Origin of the sequence: Streptomyces sp. CA-294286 (assembly GCF_050947155.1) — a bacterium.
GTDB lineage: Bacteria > Actinomycetota > Actinomycetes > Streptomycetales > Streptomycetaceae > Streptomyces.
This window is the reverse complement of the sequence record NZ_CP192005.1, coordinates 4,508,006-4,523,219: the sequence shown is the minus strand read 5'-3', so window position 1 is coordinate 4,523,219 and position 15,214 is coordinate 4,508,006. Positions and strand designations below refer to the sequence as shown.

14 protein-coding genes and 1 other RNA gene are annotated in these 15,214 nt (G+C 73.9%); 8 read left to right on the top strand and 7 right to left on the bottom strand.

All coding sequences use genetic code 11. The annotated features are described in order from the left end of the window. The first annotated feature begins 191 nt into the window (after positions 1–191). The gene (locus ACQPZG_RS24740; protein WP_433547916.1) at positions 192–1,061 is read left to right on the top strand and encodes a PhzF family phenazine biosynthesis protein; all 870 of its coding nucleotides are present in this window, start codon (positions 192–194) and stop codon (positions 1,059–1,061) included. A 3-nt stretch (positions 1,062–1,064) separates the two neighbouring features. Here the strand turns inward: ACQPZG_RS24740 and ACQPZG_RS24735 are convergent, their stop codons facing one another. Then, positions 1,065–1,388 carry a nuclear transport factor 2 family protein gene (locus ACQPZG_RS24735; RefSeq protein ID WP_433547915.1) on the bottom strand — a complete coding sequence of 108 codons (324 nt, stop codon included), beginning with the start codon at positions 1,386–1,388 and terminating at the stop codon, positions 1,065–1,067. A 184-nt stretch (positions 1,389–1,572) separates the two neighbouring features. On the opposite strand from ACQPZG_RS24735, the gene ACQPZG_RS24730 reads away from it, so the two are divergent. Then, the gene (locus tag ACQPZG_RS24730; RefSeq protein WP_433547914.1) at positions 1,573–2,574 is read left to right on the top strand and encodes an ALF repeat-containing protein; all 1,002 of its coding nucleotides are present in this window, start codon (positions 1,573–1,575) and stop codon (positions 2,572–2,574) included. Between the two features lie 118 nt (positions 2,575–2,692). Here ACQPZG_RS24730 and rnpB read toward each other — a convergent pair. Beyond that, positions 2,693–3,098, bottom strand: an RNA gene (rnpB, locus tag ACQPZG_RS24725) — RNase P RNA component class A. A 77-nt stretch (positions 3,099–3,175) separates the two neighbouring features. Here rnpB and ACQPZG_RS24720 point away from each other — a divergent pair. Then, positions 3,176–4,141 carry a MerR family transcriptional regulator gene (locus tag ACQPZG_RS24720; protein ID WP_433547913.1) on the top strand — a complete coding sequence of 322 codons (966 nt, stop codon included), beginning with the start codon at positions 3,176–3,178 and terminating at the stop codon, positions 4,139–4,141. Continuing rightward, entirely contained in the window at positions 4,138–4,998 is an 861-nt protein-coding gene (locus tag ACQPZG_RS24715) for a hypothetical protein (protein WP_433547912.1), read from the top strand. Before ACQPZG_RS24720 ends, ACQPZG_RS24715 begins: the two co-directional genes overlap by 4 nt. On the opposite strand, the gene ACQPZG_RS24710 is transcribed toward ACQPZG_RS24715, so the two are convergent. Further along, positions 4,943–6,433 carry an RNB domain-containing ribonuclease gene (locus ACQPZG_RS24710; protein ID WP_433547911.1) on the bottom strand — a complete coding sequence of 497 codons (1,491 nt, stop codon included), beginning with the start codon at positions 6,431–6,433 and terminating at the stop codon, positions 4,943–4,945. The two genes, ACQPZG_RS24715 and ACQPZG_RS24710, sit on opposite strands and share 56 nt — an antisense overlap. 199 nt (positions 6,434–6,632) lie before the next feature. Between ACQPZG_RS24710 and yaaA the strand changes: the two genes are divergently transcribed. The 3 genes from yaaA (at position 6,633) to eda (ending at position 9,158) form a co-directional block, all read left to right on the top strand. Further along, on the top strand, positions 6,633–7,433 hold the full coding sequence (yaaA, locus tag ACQPZG_RS24705; RefSeq protein WP_433547910.1) for a peroxide stress protein YaaA: 801 nt from the start codon (positions 6,633–6,635) through the stop codon (positions 7,431–7,433). 131 nt (positions 7,434–7,564) lie between these two features. After that, complete coding sequence (locus ACQPZG_RS24700) at positions 7,565–8,209, top strand: GNAT family N-acetyltransferase (protein WP_433547909.1); 645 nt, start codon at positions 7,565–7,567, stop codon at positions 8,207–8,209. Positions 8,210–8,537: 328 nt separating this feature from the next. Beyond that, positions 8,538–9,158: a bifunctional 4-hydroxy-2-oxoglutarate aldolase/2-dehydro-3-deoxy-phosphogluconate aldolase gene (gene eda / locus ACQPZG_RS24695; RefSeq protein WP_433547908.1), complete on the top strand. Its 621-nt coding sequence runs from the start codon at positions 8,538–8,540 to the stop codon at positions 9,156–9,158. A gap of 76 nt (positions 9,159–9,234) precedes the next feature. Here eda and ACQPZG_RS24690 read toward each other — a convergent pair whose 3' ends face one another. The 4 genes from ACQPZG_RS24690 to ACQPZG_RS24675 all read right to left on the bottom strand — a co-directional run bounded on the left by ACQPZG_RS24690 (position 9,235) and on the right by ACQPZG_RS24675 (position 13,276). After that, a complete protein-coding gene (locus ACQPZG_RS24690) occupies positions 9,235–10,542 on the bottom strand; it encodes a bifunctional RNase H/acid phosphatase (RefSeq protein WP_433547907.1) in 1,308 nt (435 codons plus the stop codon). A gap of 5 nt (positions 10,543–10,547) precedes the next feature. After that, a complete protein-coding gene (locus tag ACQPZG_RS24685; RefSeq protein WP_433549533.1) occupies positions 10,548–11,291 on the bottom strand; it encodes a zinc ribbon domain-containing protein in 744 nt (247 codons plus the stop codon). Then, positions 11,288–12,142: a Nif3-like dinuclear metal center hexameric protein gene (locus ACQPZG_RS24680; protein ID WP_433547906.1), complete on the bottom strand. Its 855-nt coding sequence runs from the start codon at positions 12,140–12,142 to the stop codon at positions 11,288–11,290. Before ACQPZG_RS24680 ends, ACQPZG_RS24685 begins: the two co-directional genes overlap by 4 nt. Before the next feature lie 78 nt (positions 12,143–12,220). Continuing rightward, entirely contained in the window at positions 12,221–13,276 is a 1,056-nt protein-coding gene (locus tag ACQPZG_RS24675) for an ABC transporter substrate-binding protein (RefSeq protein WP_433547905.1), read from the bottom strand. 279 nt (positions 13,277–13,555) lie between these two features. On the opposite strand from ACQPZG_RS24675, the gene ACQPZG_RS24670 reads away from it, so the two are divergent. Further along, entirely contained in the window at positions 13,556–15,163 is a 1,608-nt protein-coding gene (locus ACQPZG_RS24670) for a hypothetical protein (protein ID WP_433547904.1), read from the top strand. The last annotated feature ends 51 nt before the right edge of the window (positions 15,164–15,214 follow it).

Below are 15,214 nucleotides of genomic sequence, written 5' to 3'. Positions count from 1 at the left end.
AGGACTCCCCAGGGGTCGTCCGGCGGTGACACGCCGAGGCTCCGACGGACTCGTCCGAAGGCGACCACGCCAAAGCTCCACCGGACTCGTCCGAAGGCGACCACGCCGAGGCTCCACGGGACTCGTCCGACGGTGGCACGCCGGGGCTCCGGCGGGGGAATGCCGACCGGAGCGGCCGGGTTGGGCGTGACATGACTACGCACACGCCCGAGGTCCTGCGCTACACCGCCTTCTCCGCCGATCCCTCCGGCGGGAACCCCGCCGGGGTCGTCCTGGACGCGTCCGCGCTGTCCGACGCCGAGATGCTCGCGCTCGCCGCCGAACTCGGCTACAGCGAGACGGCGTTCCTCCTCCCGACGGACACCGAACTCACCTACCGCGTCCGCTACTTCAGCCCGCAGGCCGAGGTTCCGTTCTGCGGACACGCCACCGTCGCGACGGCCGTGGCGCTCGGCGAGCGGCACGGCCCCGTCGACCTGGTCTTCGAGACGCAGGCGGGCACCGTCCCGGTGGCCGTGACGAAGTCCGACGCCGACGGCTCCCCGTACGCGGTCCTCACCAGCGTCGCCCCGCACACCGAGCCGGTCGCCGACGCGGACGTGAGGGAGGCCCTAACGGCCCTGGACTGGCCCGCCGCCGACCTGGACCCCGCCGTGCCGCCCCGGATCGCGTACGCGGGCGCCCGCCACCTGGTCCTCGCGGCGGCGACCCGCGCCCGCCTGGCGGACCTCTCGTACGACTTCGACCGCCTGACCGCCCTCATGCGGCGTCTGGACCTGACCACCCTCCAGCTGGTCCACCGCACCGCGGACACGGTCTTCCACGTCCGCGACCCGTTCCCGGTCGGCGGCGTGGTCGAGGACCCGGCGACGGGTGCGGCGGCGGCCGCGTTCGGGGCGTACGCACGGGAACTCGGCCTGGTCGCCGAGGACGCCACCCTCACCCTCCACCAGGGCGACGACCTGGGCCGCCCGGGGGTCCTGACGGTCGAACTGCGTGCGGGCGACCCCCGTGTCCGCGTCGGCGGCACGGGGACCCGCATCCCGGACCCGGCCGTCTGACCCCTACGCCTGTCCCGTCTCGAAACGGGTGACCTTCCCGCCGTCCACCACGAACTTCCAGGCGGTCCGCATCGAGCCCCAGGTGTCGTTGCGGTAGTCGACGACAAGTTCGGTTCCGCCGCTCGCCTCCGACTCGACGTCCATGTGCCCGCCCGAGGAGAAGATCTCCTTGTCGGTCCACTCGGTGACGTCGCGGTCGGTGCCGTCGTCGGACATGGTCGCGCCGGGCGCCAGCAGCGCCTCGAAAGCGCCGCGGTCGCCGTTGTTCACTGCGGTCACGAAGGCCCGGACGGTGGGCTCGCCGAGCTGGTTGACGGGTACGGCCATGAGGGGCTCTCTCCTTCGCTCGCCCGGGAACCGGCGGTGGCCCCGGGCGTCCCACCCTGCCCCGCGCCCCGACCCTCCGCACCTCGGCGGCAGGGGGCGGAGGGCACGGGGACGTAAGGGGAACGTGAAGTTCCTCGTACGATGTGGCCGACTGTTGATCATTTTGAGTACGTGGGGGAACCGCATGAAGTTCAGGCACATATCGGCGCTCGTCGCGTCCGCCGCCCTCGCACCGGCCGTGCTGCTGGCCTCCCCGGTGCACGCCGCCGAGACGAGGGCACCGGCCGTTTCCGCGCCCGACGCCGGGTCGAATGCCTCTTCGGAGGAGGACCGGGTCGAGATCCTGCGCCTGATGGGGGCCAAGGACGCGGGACGGGGTCTCAAGGAGGCGGGGAGCAAGGCCATCGACGACGGTCCGGCCGCCATGCGCGAGTTCCTGGAGAAGGGCCAGTTCGAGGCCCGCATCGTCGACAACCGGGTGCGGACCGGCCAGATCATGAGCACCGGCGGTCCGGGGGTGAAGGAAGCCGCCAAGAAGGCCCTCTCCGGCACGCCCGAGGACGTCCAGGAGTTCCTCGACAAGGGCCAGTTCGAGGCCCGCATCTCCGACAACGAGGTGCTGGTCACCCGGATCCACGGCTCCGGCGGCCCCGCCGTGAAGGAAGCCGCCAAGAAGGCGCTCCAGGGCACGCCCGAGGACGTCCAGGAGTTCCTCGACAAGGGCCAGTTCGAGGCCCGCAAGAAGGACGAGGCCAACGCCGGCAAGGACAAGGACGAGGTCAAGCCGGTACCCGACGCCTCCAAGGAGACCGACAAGGACACCGGTTCCGACAAGGGCTCCGACAAGGGCACGGGCGCCGACGCCGGTTCGGGCGAGGACGGCACGACCGGGCCGGACGCCGACAAGGGCACCGGTCAGGGCACGGGCCAGGGCACCGGCGGCGCCGGAACCACCGGCGGCGCGGGCGGTGCGGGCGACACCGCGACCGACAAGGGCGACGCCGGCGACAAGCCGGTGACCGGCACGGACGGTAACGGCCGGGCGACCGCCGCCGACGGCACGTCCCTCGCCACGACCGGCGCCGGTTCGGCTCTGCCGTGGGCCGCGGGCGCCACCGCGCTCGCCCTCGCGGGCGGTGCGGGCCTGCTGGTGGCCACGCGCCGCCGCCGCTCCGCCGAAGGCTGAGCGAACGCTCCACGAAGTGGCCCGCCGAGGGCCGGTACGCGTCAAGGCCCCCGACCGGGGATTCCCTCCGGTCGGGGGCCTTGGCGCGGGAACCGTCCGCGTGCGGGAACGGAGACGGCAGACGAGTCGGGCTGTACGCCGGGTTCTGTCGCCCGGTCGCCTCGCGGCGGCCGGGGAGACGGCCATCCATCTAGGGCCGGCGTTGCCGCCGGCCTCGTGCGGTCTACCCGTGAACTCGGGCGAGCAGCCCTCGGACGTTCACGCAGGACTGTCTTGCGACGGCCCCTCTTGACCTTGCTCCGGGTGGGGTTTACCTAGCCGTCCGAGTCACCTCGGACGCTGGTGGTCTCTTACACCACCGTTTCACCCTTACCGGGGGCCTTGCGGCCCCAGGCGGTTTGTTTTCTGTGGCACTGTCCCGCGAGTCACCCCGGGTGGCCGTTAGCCACCACCCTGCTCTGTGGAGCCCGGACGTTCCTCGGGAGGTCCCCAGGGGGTCCCCACGCGGCCGTCCGCCCGGCTCGTCTGCCGTACGGGTCATGCTACCGGGCCGTCGGGCAGCGCTTGACCTTGTCGCGGCGTCAACGTTTCTACTGGGGCCATGCGGATCGGAGAGATCGCCGCGCTCGTCGGTGTCACCACGCGTGCGGTACGGCACTACCACCACGTCGGGCTGCTGCCCGAACCCGAACGGCGGACGAACGGCTACCGGGAGTACGGACTGCGGGACGCCGTCGCGCTGGCCCGGATCCGGCGGCTGACCGAGCTGGACCTGGGACTCGACGAGGTGCGGGACGTGCTGCGCGACGACGCGGGGCGCGCACTGGTCGAGGTGCTCGGGGAACTGGACGAGGACCTGGCCGCGCAGGAGGCGGAGATCCGGGGCCGACGGGAGCGGATCGCAGGGCTGCTGGAGCAGGCGCGGGACGGGGGGCTGTCGCCCGAGGGTCCCGTGTCGAAGGAGCTGGCCGAGCTGCTGCGGGCGCTGCCGACGGGCGGGGAGGCCGCCGCCAAGGACCGCGAGGTCCTCGCGCTGATCGACACCAACGTCACGGACGGCGTGCGGGCACAGCTGGTGCGGTCGCTGCGTACGGCTGCCGCGGTGCCGGGCGCGGAGGAACGGGCCCGGGAGGTGTACGCGCGCCTCGACGCGCTGGCGGACGCGGCGGCGGACGATCCCCGGGTGGCGGAGGCGGCGCGGGTGCTGGCCTCGTGCATCCCGGACGGGATCTGGGGCGAGGGGGTGGGGGTGCCGGACGAGGACGCGACCTTCGCACGGGAGTTTTACGCACACTTCCCGCCGGCCCAGGCGGAGGTTCTGCGGCAGGCGATGCGCCTCGCGGCCGGGCGGGGAACGGCGACGGAAGAGGGGGACGGGCCGACGCGGGAAACGGCGACGGTGGAAGGGGACGCGCCGACGTCAGGAACGGCGACGGAAGAGCAGGGCGGGCCGACGTCGGGGACGGCGACGGAAGAGCAGGGCGGGCCGACGTCGGGGACGGCGACGGAAGAGCAGGGCGGGCCGACGTCGGGGACGGCGACGGAAGGGAAGGGCGGGCCGACGTGACGAAGATCCTCAGAGGTGTGGCGTATGTGGCGTTGCCCGGTGAACTCGTGGTGCTGGTCTGCCTGTTGAGCGGCGTCCGGGTGCCGGGGGCCGTTCTCGCCGGGGTCGAGGCGCTGGTGGTGGCGGTCGTGCTGGCCGAGCTGACCGTCTTCGTGTCGCTGCGCAGGCGGGGCCTGACGACGCGGGAGGCCGTGGCCGCGCTGGTGCCGGAGAAGCCCCGGCGGCTGGTGGGGCACGAGCTTCGGGTGATGGCGTCGATCGGGCGGTGGGTGGCGCGGCGACCGCACGGGGTCGGGGCCGGGGTCCTCGCGTTCGGGCACGCGAAGGCGCAGGCGGCGCTGCTGGGCGCCTTCGCGTTCGTGTGCGTGGTGGAGACGGCGGTGCTGCACGTCCTGTTGGCCGGGGCGCCGGTGGTGCAGACGGTCTTCCTGGTGCTGGACGTGTACACGGTGGTGCTGATCGTGGGGCTGCACGCCGCCGCCGTGACCCGGCCGCATGTCGTACGGGCCGACGGGAGCCTGCGGGTGCGGTCGGGGGCCCACGCGGACCTGTTGCTTCCGGCGGCGCGCATCGCCTCCGTACGGTACGAACTGCGGCTGAACCCCGGGGCGAAGGAGGACGGCGTGCTGGAGCTGGCGGCGGCCTCGCAGACCTCCGTGACGGTGGAGCTGCACGAGCCGGTCGAGCACGTGGCGCTGCTGGGCGCGCGGCGGCCGGTGACGACCGTGCGCTTCCACGCGGACGACGCGCGGGCGCTGGTGGCCGCCGTGGGGCGGAGGCGCGCCGCGTCCGGTCCTGCCCTCACGCGGGCGCGAACAGGACCTTCGCCGTCCCCGGGTCCGCCTGCGTCAGCCTGACCCGGATGCGTTCGCCGAGGGGCAGGTTCCCGCCGCCCTCGACGCGGGCGATGACGGCGAGGCCGGCACTGTCCAGCTGGACGGTGCCGACCGTCGGTTCGCGGTCCTTGACGTCGACGACGTGGGCGTCGAAGAGTTCGCCGACGCGGTCCTTGAGAAGGGCCGCTTCGACGATGTCGACGCACTCGCGCTCGACGGTGTTCTGGCGGCGGGTGCCCTCGGCCATCTCCTTGGGGAGTTCCGGGAGCGCTTCCACGACCCAGTCCGGGGGCTCGGCCTCCGCGACCGCCGCCACGCACAGCTCGCCCGCGTACCTGTCGACGAGACGGCGCAGCGGCGCGGTGCAGTGCGTGTACGGGGCGGCCACCGCGGCGTGCACGGCGGGGTCGGGGATCTCGCCGTCGGTGAACACCGTGTAGCCGGCGCCCCGCAGCAGGGTCGTGCACTCCTGGAGGAAGGCCGCGTGGGCGGGATCGGCCGGGTGGAGGCCGCGGACGATCTCCGCGTACGAGGTGTGGTGCGGCCAGTCGATGCGCAGGGCCTGCGCGGTGCGCCGCAGCCGGGCGACCGCGCCGTCCGGCGCGACGGGGAGGGTGCGCAGGACGCCGGTGCCGGAGGCGGTCATGAGGTCGGCGGCGGCCATGCCGGTGAGCAGGGAGATCTGGGCGTTCCAGCCCTCGGCGGGCAGCGGGGTGCGGTACGCGAGGCGGTACGCGCCGTCGTGCGCCTCGATCTCCTGCTCGGGGACGTTGAGGGAGATGCCGCCTCGGGCCCTCTCCCGTTCCTCCCGCAGCAGTCCGATGTCCTTGAGCAGCGCCAGGGGCTCCTCCGCCGTGCCCGCGTCGATGTCCCTCTGCACGCCCGCGTAGTGCAGTTTGGCGCGGCTTCGGACGAGGGCCCGGCGTACGTCCGTGGCGACGGCGGTCCCCTCCTCGTCGAGGTCGATCCGCCACAGCAGGGCGGGGCGGGTCCGGTCGGGCAGGAGGCTCGCGGCACCCTCCGAGAGCGACCGCGGATGCAGCGGAACCTTCTCGTCCGGGAAGTAGAGGGTGGTCACGCGGCGGTGCGCCTCGGCGTCCAGCGCCCCGCCGGGCACGACGAAGGCCGCCACGTCCGCGATGGCGTAGTGCACCCGGAACCCGCCGCCCTTCCGCCGCGCCAGGTGCATGGCCTGGTCGAGGTCGGTGGAGGAGGGCGGATCGACGGTGAACAGGGGGAGGTCCCTGGCGTCGTACGGCTCGGCCAGGTGGTACGGGTCGGACGGCGGCCGGGGGTTCTTCGCCGCCCGCTCGGCCTCGGCCAGCACCTCGGGCGGGAAGGCGTCGGGCCCGGCCGGGTCGGCGGGCAGGTCCAGCGTCGTCCGCAGCTCGCGCAGGGCCGCCCGCAGGGGGGCGGCCTCGGCGGCGCCGGTCACATGGATATGGCGGCGGGGCATGGGTCGAGCGTAGGACGGTACGGGCGCGGCGGCACGGCGTGCGGGCGGAAACGGGCGGGTGGGCGCGCGTCGGGCGGAAACGGCCGGGTGGGCGCGCGTCGGGCGGAAGGCTCCGGTCCGGTACGGCCGCGCGACGGACTACCGTTGCCTGGTTCCGCCGCATCTCGGATGCGTCCCGTACGTACGAAGGAGTTTTCCGGTGCTCGTGCTGTTGCCGCCGTCCGAAGGCAAGTCCGCCGCGGGGCGCGGCGCCCCGCTGAGGCCGGAGTCGCTCTCGCTCCCGGGCCTGGCACCGGCGCGGGCGGCCGTGCTGGAGGAGTTGGTGGAGCTGTGCCGGGCGGACGAGGAGAAGGCCCGTGCCGTCCTCGGCCTGAGCGAGGGGCTGCGCGGTGAGGTCGCCAAGAACGCGGACCTGCTGACCGCCGGGACCCGTCCGGCCGGGGAGGTCTACACCGGCGTCCTGTACGACGCCCTGGACCTGGCTTCCCTCGACGCGGCGGCCCGCAGGCGCGCGCGGCAGTGGCTGCTGGTGTTCTCCGGTCTCTGGGGAGCGGTCGGGGTCGCCGACCGCATCCCCTCCTACCGCTGTTCGATGGGCGTGAAGCTGCCCGCGCTCGGCGCGCTCGGGGCGTACTGGCGGCCCGTGATGGCCCGCGTCATGCCGGAAGCGGCCGGGGACGGCCTGGTGCTGGACCTGCGGTCCGCCGCCTACGCGTCGGCGTGGAAGCCCAAGGGCGAGGTCGCGGGGCGGACGGCGACGGTGCGGGTGCTGCACGCCCAGGTCGTGGACGGCGTCGAGAAGCGCTCGGTGGTCAGCCACTTCAACAAGGCGACGAAGGGCCGGATCGTACGGGACCTGCTGGCTGCGGGCGCGGCGCCTGCGGCCCCCGCCGAACTGGTGGAGGCGCTGCGGGACCTGGGGCACGTGGTGGAGGCGACGGAGCCCTCGGCGGCCGGGAAGCCGTGGGCGCTGGACGTGGTCGTGCGGGAGATCCACTGAACCGTCGAGCGGCGGGTCCGCGGGTCCCTGCGGGGGAGGGCGTCCCCGGTGCGGGCACCGGGTCGATGCGCGTAGAGTAGAAAGGTTGCTTTTCCGGACCATCCCTCTCCGACCACTCGTAAAGGAACCGCGTGCCCAGCTCATTGCGCGACATTTTGACCTCCGTGGCGCAGGGGCAGTACCCGGCGCCCGACGGCCGAACCGTCGTCGTGCCCCAGCCGAGCCCCCGCGACGCGGGGGTGCTCGCCTTCACGGCGCACTCGGTGATCTTCTCCGACCAGGACCCGGAGTGGATACGGGAGACCCTGGAGAAGGCCTGCCCGGATCCCTTCTCCGCCTCGCTGCACCCGGTGTTCCTGGCCTCGTTGATGGCGCGCACGGGCCGCCGCATGGACACGGTCGGCTCGCTCACCCTGGCCCCCGCACTGGACGGCCCGCCGCCGCTGGAACTGACCCCCCTCGTGGACCCGGACCACCCGAGGGTCGCGCGGGCGCGCAAGTACCGGGACGACGTGCGGGTCTGGAAGTCCGAGGGGGGCGGGGTGCTGGTCATCGGCCGGGGGCTGGCGGGCCGCTGGGAGACGGCCATCGAGGTGGACGAGGAGTCCAGGCACCGGGGGCTGGGGCGCGCCCTGGCGGAGTCGGCGCGGCATCTGATCCCCGCCGGGGAGGTCGTCTGGTCGCAACAGGCCCCCGGGAACGCCCGGAGCGTGCGCGCCTTCCAGGCGGCGGGGTACCGGGCCGTCGGCGCGGAGGCGCTGCTCATCGCGGCGTAGCCGGCTGCGGGGGCCGGAGCTGCCACCGGGCCATGGCTTTACTCACTCCCGGCGGCTTCGTTCCCGCCGGACGGCCTCACTCCCGCTCGACGGCTCCACTCCCGCGAGGCCGCTTCATTCCCGTCCGGCGGTTTCGCTCCCGCGCGCGGCGGCTCGCGCGGCTGCTCGCCTTCCGCCCGGCGGCTTCGCTCCCGGGAGCAGGCTTCGCCCTCGCGCGGCGACACCGTCCCGAGGCGCGGCGGCACCGCCCCGAGAGAGGACACCTCTTCTCGTTGCGCAGCGTGCAACACCCGTTGCACACCTCACGTTCCCCCGGCAGGATGCCCCCATGGCATCCCCCTCCCCCCTCGATCTGGCTCCCGTCCTGCCCGTAGTCGTCCTGCACGACCCCGCCGACGCGGTGCCCCTCGCCCGAGCGCTCGTGGCGGGCGGGCTGCCCGGGATCGAGATCACCCTGCGCACCCCGGCCGCCCTGGACGCGATCGGCGCGATCGCCGCCCGCGTACCGGAAGCCATCGTCGGCGCGGGGACCGTCACGTCCCCCGCCGACGTCGAGGCCGCCGCCGAGGCCGGGGCGCGGTTCCTCGTCAGCCCCGGCTGGACGGACACCCTGCTGCGCGCCCTGCAGGGCTCCGGCCTGCCCTTCCTCCCGGGCGTCTCCACCGCCTCCGAAGCCGTCGCCCTTCTGGAACGCGGCGTCACCGACATGAAGTTCTTCCCGGCCGAGGCCGCCGGCGGCACCGCGTACCTCAGGTCGCTCTCCGGCCCGCTCCCCCGGGCCCGTTTCTGCCCGACGGGCGGCATCACCCCCGCCTCCGCCCCCGCCTACCTCGCGCTCCCCAACGTCGGGTGCGTGGGCGGCACGTGGATGCTCCCGCAGGAAGCGATCGAGGCCGGGGACTGGGCACGCGTGGAGTCCCTCGCCCGCGAGGCGGCGGCACTGCGGTAACGGTACGCACGAGGCCCGGCGCGCACTCGGGGAGTGCGTGCCGGGCCTGGGGGGTCGTACGTACGGCAGATGCCGCTCAGCGCAGGTGCGAGGTGTCGTTCAGCAGCCGCACCGACGCGTTGCCGTCGGCGTAGTACGCCACCTCCGACAGCGACGCCGCCGACAGCTCCATCCGGAACAGGGACTGCGGCGGGGCCCCGAGCGCCAGCCGCACCAGCGTCTTCACCGGGGTGACGTGGGTGACGACCAGGACGGTCCTGCCCGCGTACGCACCGGTCAGCCGGTCCCTCGTCGCCTCGACCCGCTTCGCGACCTCCGCGAAGCTCTCACCGCCGCCGGTGGGGGCCGCGTCCGGGGAGGCGAGCCAGTCGTCGAGGTCCTCGGCGTACCGGGCGCGCACCTCGGCGAACGTCAGCCCCTCCCAGGCTCCGAAGTCCGTTTCCCGCAGGCCCTCTTCGACCCGTACGGGAAGACCCAGCCGGGACGCCACGGCGTCCGCCGTCTGGCGGCAGCGAGTCAAGGGGGAGCTGACGACGGCCTGGATCGTGCCGCGCGCGGCGAGCGAGGCGGCCACCGCCTCGGCCTGCTTGCGGCCGACCGCGGACAGCTCCGGGTCGGAGCCGCCGCTCCCCGAGAAGCGCTTCTCGGGGGTGAGGAGGGTCTCGCCGTGCCGCAGGAGCACGAGGGCGGCGGGCTGCCCGAGGTCGGCGGACGGCCCCCAGCCGACGGCCGGGGCGTCGGAGGCCGCGAGCTCCTCCGGCTCCTCGTCGAGCGCGAACAGCCCCTCGTCGGGGACGGAGGAGGCGCGTGCGGACCCGCCCCGGGCCCCGGCCATCGCCGCCCGCGCCCTGGCCGCTCCGGCGGTGGCGTCACCGACCACCCGGGGCGGCTCGACCACCGGGGCGCCCGAGGAGACGGGTGCGACCCGCCTGTCCAGGGCCGCGGCCGAACCCGAGGGCTCCCACTGCTTCCCCTTCTTGCCCGCGTCCATCGCCTCGTTCGCGAGCCGGTCCGCGTGCTTGTTCTTCTCGCGCGGGATCCACTCGTAGCGGACCTGCGAGCGCGGCAGCACGGCCGCGGCCTCGGCGGCCAGCGGCTTCATGTCGGGGTGCTTGATCTTCCAGCGCCCCGACATCTGCTCGACGACGAGCTTGGAGTCCATCCGCACGTGGACGAGCACGTCGGGGAAGAGGTCGCGGGCGGCCTTCAGCCCGGCGATCAGCCCCTTGTACTCGGCGACGTTGTTCGTGGCGACGCCGATGTACTCGGCCGCCTCGGCGAGCGTCTCGCCCGTCTGCGGGTCGAGTACGACCGCGCCGTAACCGGCGGGCCCCGGGTTGCCCCGGGACCCGCCGTCCGCCTCCACCACCACGGAGCGAGCCATCGGTTCTACAGCCCCGAATCCGAGGTGCGGACCAGGATCCGGCGGCAGTTCTCGCAGCGCAGCACCGCGTCGGGGGCGGCCGCGCGGACCTCCATGACCTCGGTGATGTTGAGCTCCAGCTGGCAGCCCTCGCAGCGGCGCTGGTAGAGGCGGGCCGCGCCCACCCCGCCCGACTGGGTGCGCAGCTTCTCGTACAGCTTGACCAGGTCCGCGGGTACGGAGGCCACGACGAGCTCGCGCTCCTTGGTGACCTTCTCGATCTCCGCGTCCAGTTCACCGGTGGCGGCGTCACGGCGCGCGGTGGCGTCGTCGACCTTGGCCTGTACGGCGGTCACCCGTGCCGTCAGCTCGGCGGCGCGCTCCTGCGCGGACTCGCGGCGCTCCATGACCTCCAGGACGACGTCCTCCAGGTCCCCCTGGCGCCTGGCCAGCGAGACGATCTCCTTCTGGATGTGCTCCAGGTCCTTCGGGGAGGAAACGGCCCCCGAGTCCAGCCGTTGCTGGTCGCGGGCGGCGCGCTGGCGGACCTGGTCGACGTCCTGCTCGGCCTTCGTCTGCTCGCGGGCGGTGTCGCTCTCCTCGGTCTGTGCGGCGACGAGGAGATCCCGCAGCTGGCTGAGGTCCTTGGTGAGCGACTCGATCTCGGCGTGCTCCGGCAGCGACCGGTGCTTGTGGGCGAGCTGGGACAGCCGTACGTCGAGGGCCTGGACGTCGAGAAGTCGGATCTGGTCGGCGGGCGCGGCGTTCAGTTGGGGGCTCCAGGAGAAGAGAAGGGGGCGGAGAGGTGTGATGTCCAGGGGTCGGTGACCGTCTTCGAGACGTGGACCCGAAGGTTCCACCCCTCGCGGTCGGAGATCCGGTCGAGCTGGGCGGCGGCCTGCTCGCACCAAGGCCACTCGGTGGCCCAGTGCGCGGCGTCGACCAGCGCGGGCAGCGGCGCGTGCTCGCGGGCCTCGGAGACCGGGTGGTGTCGCAGGTCGGCGGTCAGGAAGGCGTCGACTCCGGCCGCCCTGACCTGCTCGAAGAGGCCGTCGCCCGACCCGCCGCTGACGGCGACGGTGCGCACGAGGGCGTCCGGGTCACCGGCGAAACGGATGCCCTGCGCGGTGGCGGGCAGCCGCTTCGCGGCCCGCGCGGCGAACTCGCGCACCGTCTCCGGCACGTCCAGCTCGCAGATCCGGCCGAGGCCGCGCCGCCCGTGCGGATCGCCGGGATCCGGTACGAGGGGGCCGGTGACGCGGAGGTCGAGCGCGAGGGCGAGGGCGTCGGAGACGCCGGGGTCGGCGGTGTCGGCGTTGGTGTGCGCGACGTGCAGGGCGACGTCGTTCTTGATCAGCGTGTGCACGACGCGGCCCTTGAAGTGGCCGGCGGCGACGGTGGTCGTCCCGCGCAGGTAGAGCGGGTGGTGGGTGACGACGAGGTCGGCGCCCAGCTTCACCGCCTCGTCGGCGATCTCCTGGACGGGGTCGACGGCGAACAGGACCCGGTTGACCGCGGTGTCCGGATCGCCACAGACCGTACCGACCGCGTCCCAGCTCTCGGCCCGCTCGGGGGGCCAGAGGGCGTCGAGGGCGGCGATGACTTCAGACAGACGGGGCACGGGGGCAAGGCTACCTGCCGTCCGTGCCCCCGCGGCCTGCCGCTCCCGCCCGGCCGTACGGGCGGGGCAGGCCGGCGACTACTTGACGAGGAAGCCGCGGAGGTCGCCGAGGACCTCGTCGGCGGCGGCGGTGCCCAGACCGAGGTACCAGGTCTCGTCCGGAACGTCCTTGGCACGGCCGGACTTCACGGCGTCCAGCTTGTTCCACAGCGGATTGGCCTCGGCCTTGTCGCGCTTGGTGGCCTTGGCGTCGCCGTAGACGCCGGTGAAGATCCAGTCGGCCGCGGCCTCGTCGATCTTCTCCGGGCTGAGCTCGACTGCGAGGTCGTCGGCCTGCTGGTTCTTGGGACGGGGGACACCGGCGTCGTCGAGGACGGTGCCGATGAACGAGGCCTTCGCGTACAGCCGGATCTTCCCCGGCAGGTATCGCAGCATGGTGACGGTCGGCTTCTTGCCGTCGTGTGCGGCGGCGACGTCCTCACCGAGCTTCTTGGCCTTCTTCTCGTACGAGGCGAGCTGGGCGTCGGCCTCGGCGGTCTTGTCGAGGGCGGCGGCGTTCAGCCGGAAGTTCTCCTTCCAGGTGAAGCCGGGGCGGACGGAGAAGACGGTCGGGGCGATCTGGGACAGCAGCTCGTACTGCTTCTCGGCGCGCAATTGGCTGCCCAGGATGAGGTCCGGCTTGAGGGCGTCGATCGCTTCGAGGTTGAGGCTGTTGATGGTGCCGACGCTCTTCGGGCTCCCGGAGCCCTTCTTCTTCAGGTACTCCGGCAGCGCCTGCGAACCCTCCGCCGGGGCGTAGCCGACGGGCTGCATGCCGAGCGACACCACGTTGTCCAGCTCGCCGACGTCCAGGACGACCACGCGCCGGGGGGCTGCCTTGAGCTCGGTGGTGCCCATGGCGTGGGTGAGGGTGCGCGGGAATTGGCCGGCCGCGGCGTCGGTCCCGAAGGCGGCGGTCTTCTTCCGGGCGTCCCCGAAGTCCTTGCCGCCCTGCGCGACGGACTTTCCGCCGTCGGCCTTCTTCTCGCCCGCGGCGTCGCCGTCCCCTTCGCCGCCTCCGCAGGCGGACAGGACGAGCGCGGCGGTGAGGGCCAGGGAGACCGCGGCGGTACCGCGACGGCGTATGGAGGACATGGGGGGACTCGCTTCCGGACTGCGTGCAGGGGTCGTTCGTCGGCTGTCCCGCACGGGGAGCGGGACTGCGCGCGGGAGAGGTGACACGTACACCCGGGAGCCGACGAATTCAGGTAATCCTTACCTTACGTCCCTCCACCGCCCCCTCGTCCCAGCACAACCTTCTCCCCCTTTTCGCTGGAACGGCCGGACGGCCACCCTTATGTGTGAAGTGGCGTGACTCGCGTTGTCCGGTGGGAAAGCGGAAAACTAGCGTCGCGGGCGGAGGTGACGGTTCACATGACAGCCTGTGCCATCGAGACCGCCCCGGAGGGCGGTGCGGTGCGGCGCCCCGGGTTCACGATCGCCGCGGACGGTTCGTACGCGGCGAGGCTCGCCGGGGAGGGAGAGGCCCGGTTCCCGGAGCGGTGGACGCTCGGCGGCCCGGAGCCGTACGCGGTGCCGCTCCCGGCCGACCAGCCCGAGGAGCCCGGCACGGAGGTGCTGCCGCTGGCCGACGGGCGGGTGCTGATCCACCGGGAGGCGGCGGGCCGGCACCTCTTCTCCCTGCTCTACCCGACGGGTCCGGCCACGGGCGAACTCCCGCTCGGTGCCATTGAGTTCGGTCCGGATCAGGGCACTCTGACCCTCCTCCCCCCGGCCCCGGGCGGCAGTCGCGCCTACGCGCTCGCCGTCGGCCCGCACACGACGGCGCTGTGGCTGGTGGCGGGCGGCGCCTTCGGCCCCGAGCACGTGGCGCAAGTGCCGGGGCGCTGCGCGGGCGGGGTGTGGCTGGACCGCACGGGGCGGATGCTCGCCCTGGACCGTGCCTCGCGGGACGGCGAGGTGGTCAAGTCGGTGGCCGTCGACCTGGAACGCGGCGGTGAGGTCACCCCTCTTCTGCAGATCGCCGAACGGAGCGACGACCGTCTGCTCCTCGCCGACCCCGACAGCGGTCTGCTCCTCATCCGCTCGGACGCGCCGGGCGAGGACCGGCTCGGTTGGGGCGTGCTCGGCAGCACCCGCCCGGTCCGCTTCCCGGACTCGCTGCGCGTGGGCGACTGCACAGTCACCCCGTTCGCGGCCCAGCCCGGCCAGGTGCTGACGCCGGAGTCGTGCGCGGTGGCGGTACGGATCGACCGGGCGCCCGGAGCCGGAGGTCCCGCGTACGGCAGTTGGGTCGGCGTGTGGCGCCCCTCGGACCGCCGCCTGCACCAACTCGCCGCACCCGACGGGTGGTTGACCGGCAGCGGCCTGTGGACCCGGGAGGGCGTGCTGCGGCTGCCCTTCGCGACGCGAGAGGTGCCGTGCGGGGTCGCGGCGGTGTGCGTACCGGCGGACGACGACCCCGCTGCGGGGGACGGCACCGCGCCGAGAACCGCCGCTGACGCGGGAGTTCGCGACGGCGCGAGCCAGGACGCCGAGGCACCCGCCGCGGACGCCGACAGACCGGCCCCGGACACCCGGACCGACGACACCGCACCCACCGGCACCACACCCCCCACCGGGCCGGCCGCACCCGCTGCCGTCGCCCCGGCCCCCGACACTTCGGTCCCCGCCGCCTCGGACCCCAACGCCCCGGACGCCTCCTTCCCCCGGAAGCCGGTTCCCCTGCAACAGGCACCGCTGCACCGGACGTCGCTGACCGGGCGGCTGCACCGCATCGGGCCCCGCGCGACACGGCCCCGTCCGGACGCGGCGACGCCGACGGTCTCCCCCGCGCGTCCCCCGACGAAGACCACGCCACCCGCGCCGCCCACCGGCCCGGCCGCGACACCCTCGGTGCCGTCGGGCGTCCCGCTGCTGTCCGCTCCCGTCTCCGCACACGCGGCGGCACCCGCGATGGTGCGGATGACGATGCCGGTGGTGGTCCCCGTCCCCGGGGCGGGACCGGCGGGCGGGACGTAGGGGCGGAGGCTGCGGAGGGGCGGCGCGGAAGGGCGAGGGCGGGCAGAAGGG

Bases quoted from the DNA above. Each gene is read 5' to 3' on its own strand.
- ACQPZG_RS24730 (WP_433547914.1), top strand. From the start codon at position 1,573: ATGAAGTTCAGGCACATATCGGCGCTCGTCGCGTCCGCCGCCCTCGCA.
- ACQPZG_RS24720 (WP_433547913.1), top strand. From the start codon at position 3,176: ATGCGGATCGGAGAGATCGCCGCGCTCGTCGGTGTCACCACGCGTGCG.
- ACQPZG_RS24735 (WP_433547915.1), bottom strand. From the start codon at position 1,388: ATGGCCGTACCCGTCAACCAGCTCGGCGAGCCCACCGTCCGGGCCTTC.
- eda (WP_433547908.1), top strand. From the start codon at position 8,538: ATGGCATCCCCCTCCCCCCTCGATCTGGCTCCCGTCCTGCCCGTAGTC.
- ACQPZG_RS24675 (WP_433547905.1), bottom strand. From the start codon at position 13,276: ATGTCCTCCATACGCCGTCGCGGTACCGCCGCGGTCTCCCTGGCCCTC.
- ACQPZG_RS24670 (WP_433547904.1), top strand. From the start codon at position 13,556: ATGACAGCCTGTGCCATCGAGACCGCCCCGGAGGGCGGTGCGGTGCGG.
- ACQPZG_RS24690 (WP_433547907.1), bottom strand. From the start codon at position 10,542: ATGGCTCGCTCCGTGGTGGTGGAGGCGGACGGCGGGTCCCGGGGCAAC.
- ACQPZG_RS24740 (WP_433547916.1), top strand. From the start codon at position 192: ATGACTACGCACACGCCCGAGGTCCTGCGCTACACCGCCTTCTCCGCC.
- ACQPZG_RS24710 (WP_433547911.1), bottom strand. From the start codon at position 6,433: ATGCCCCGCCGCCATATCCATGTGACCGGCGCCGCCGAGGCCGCCCCC.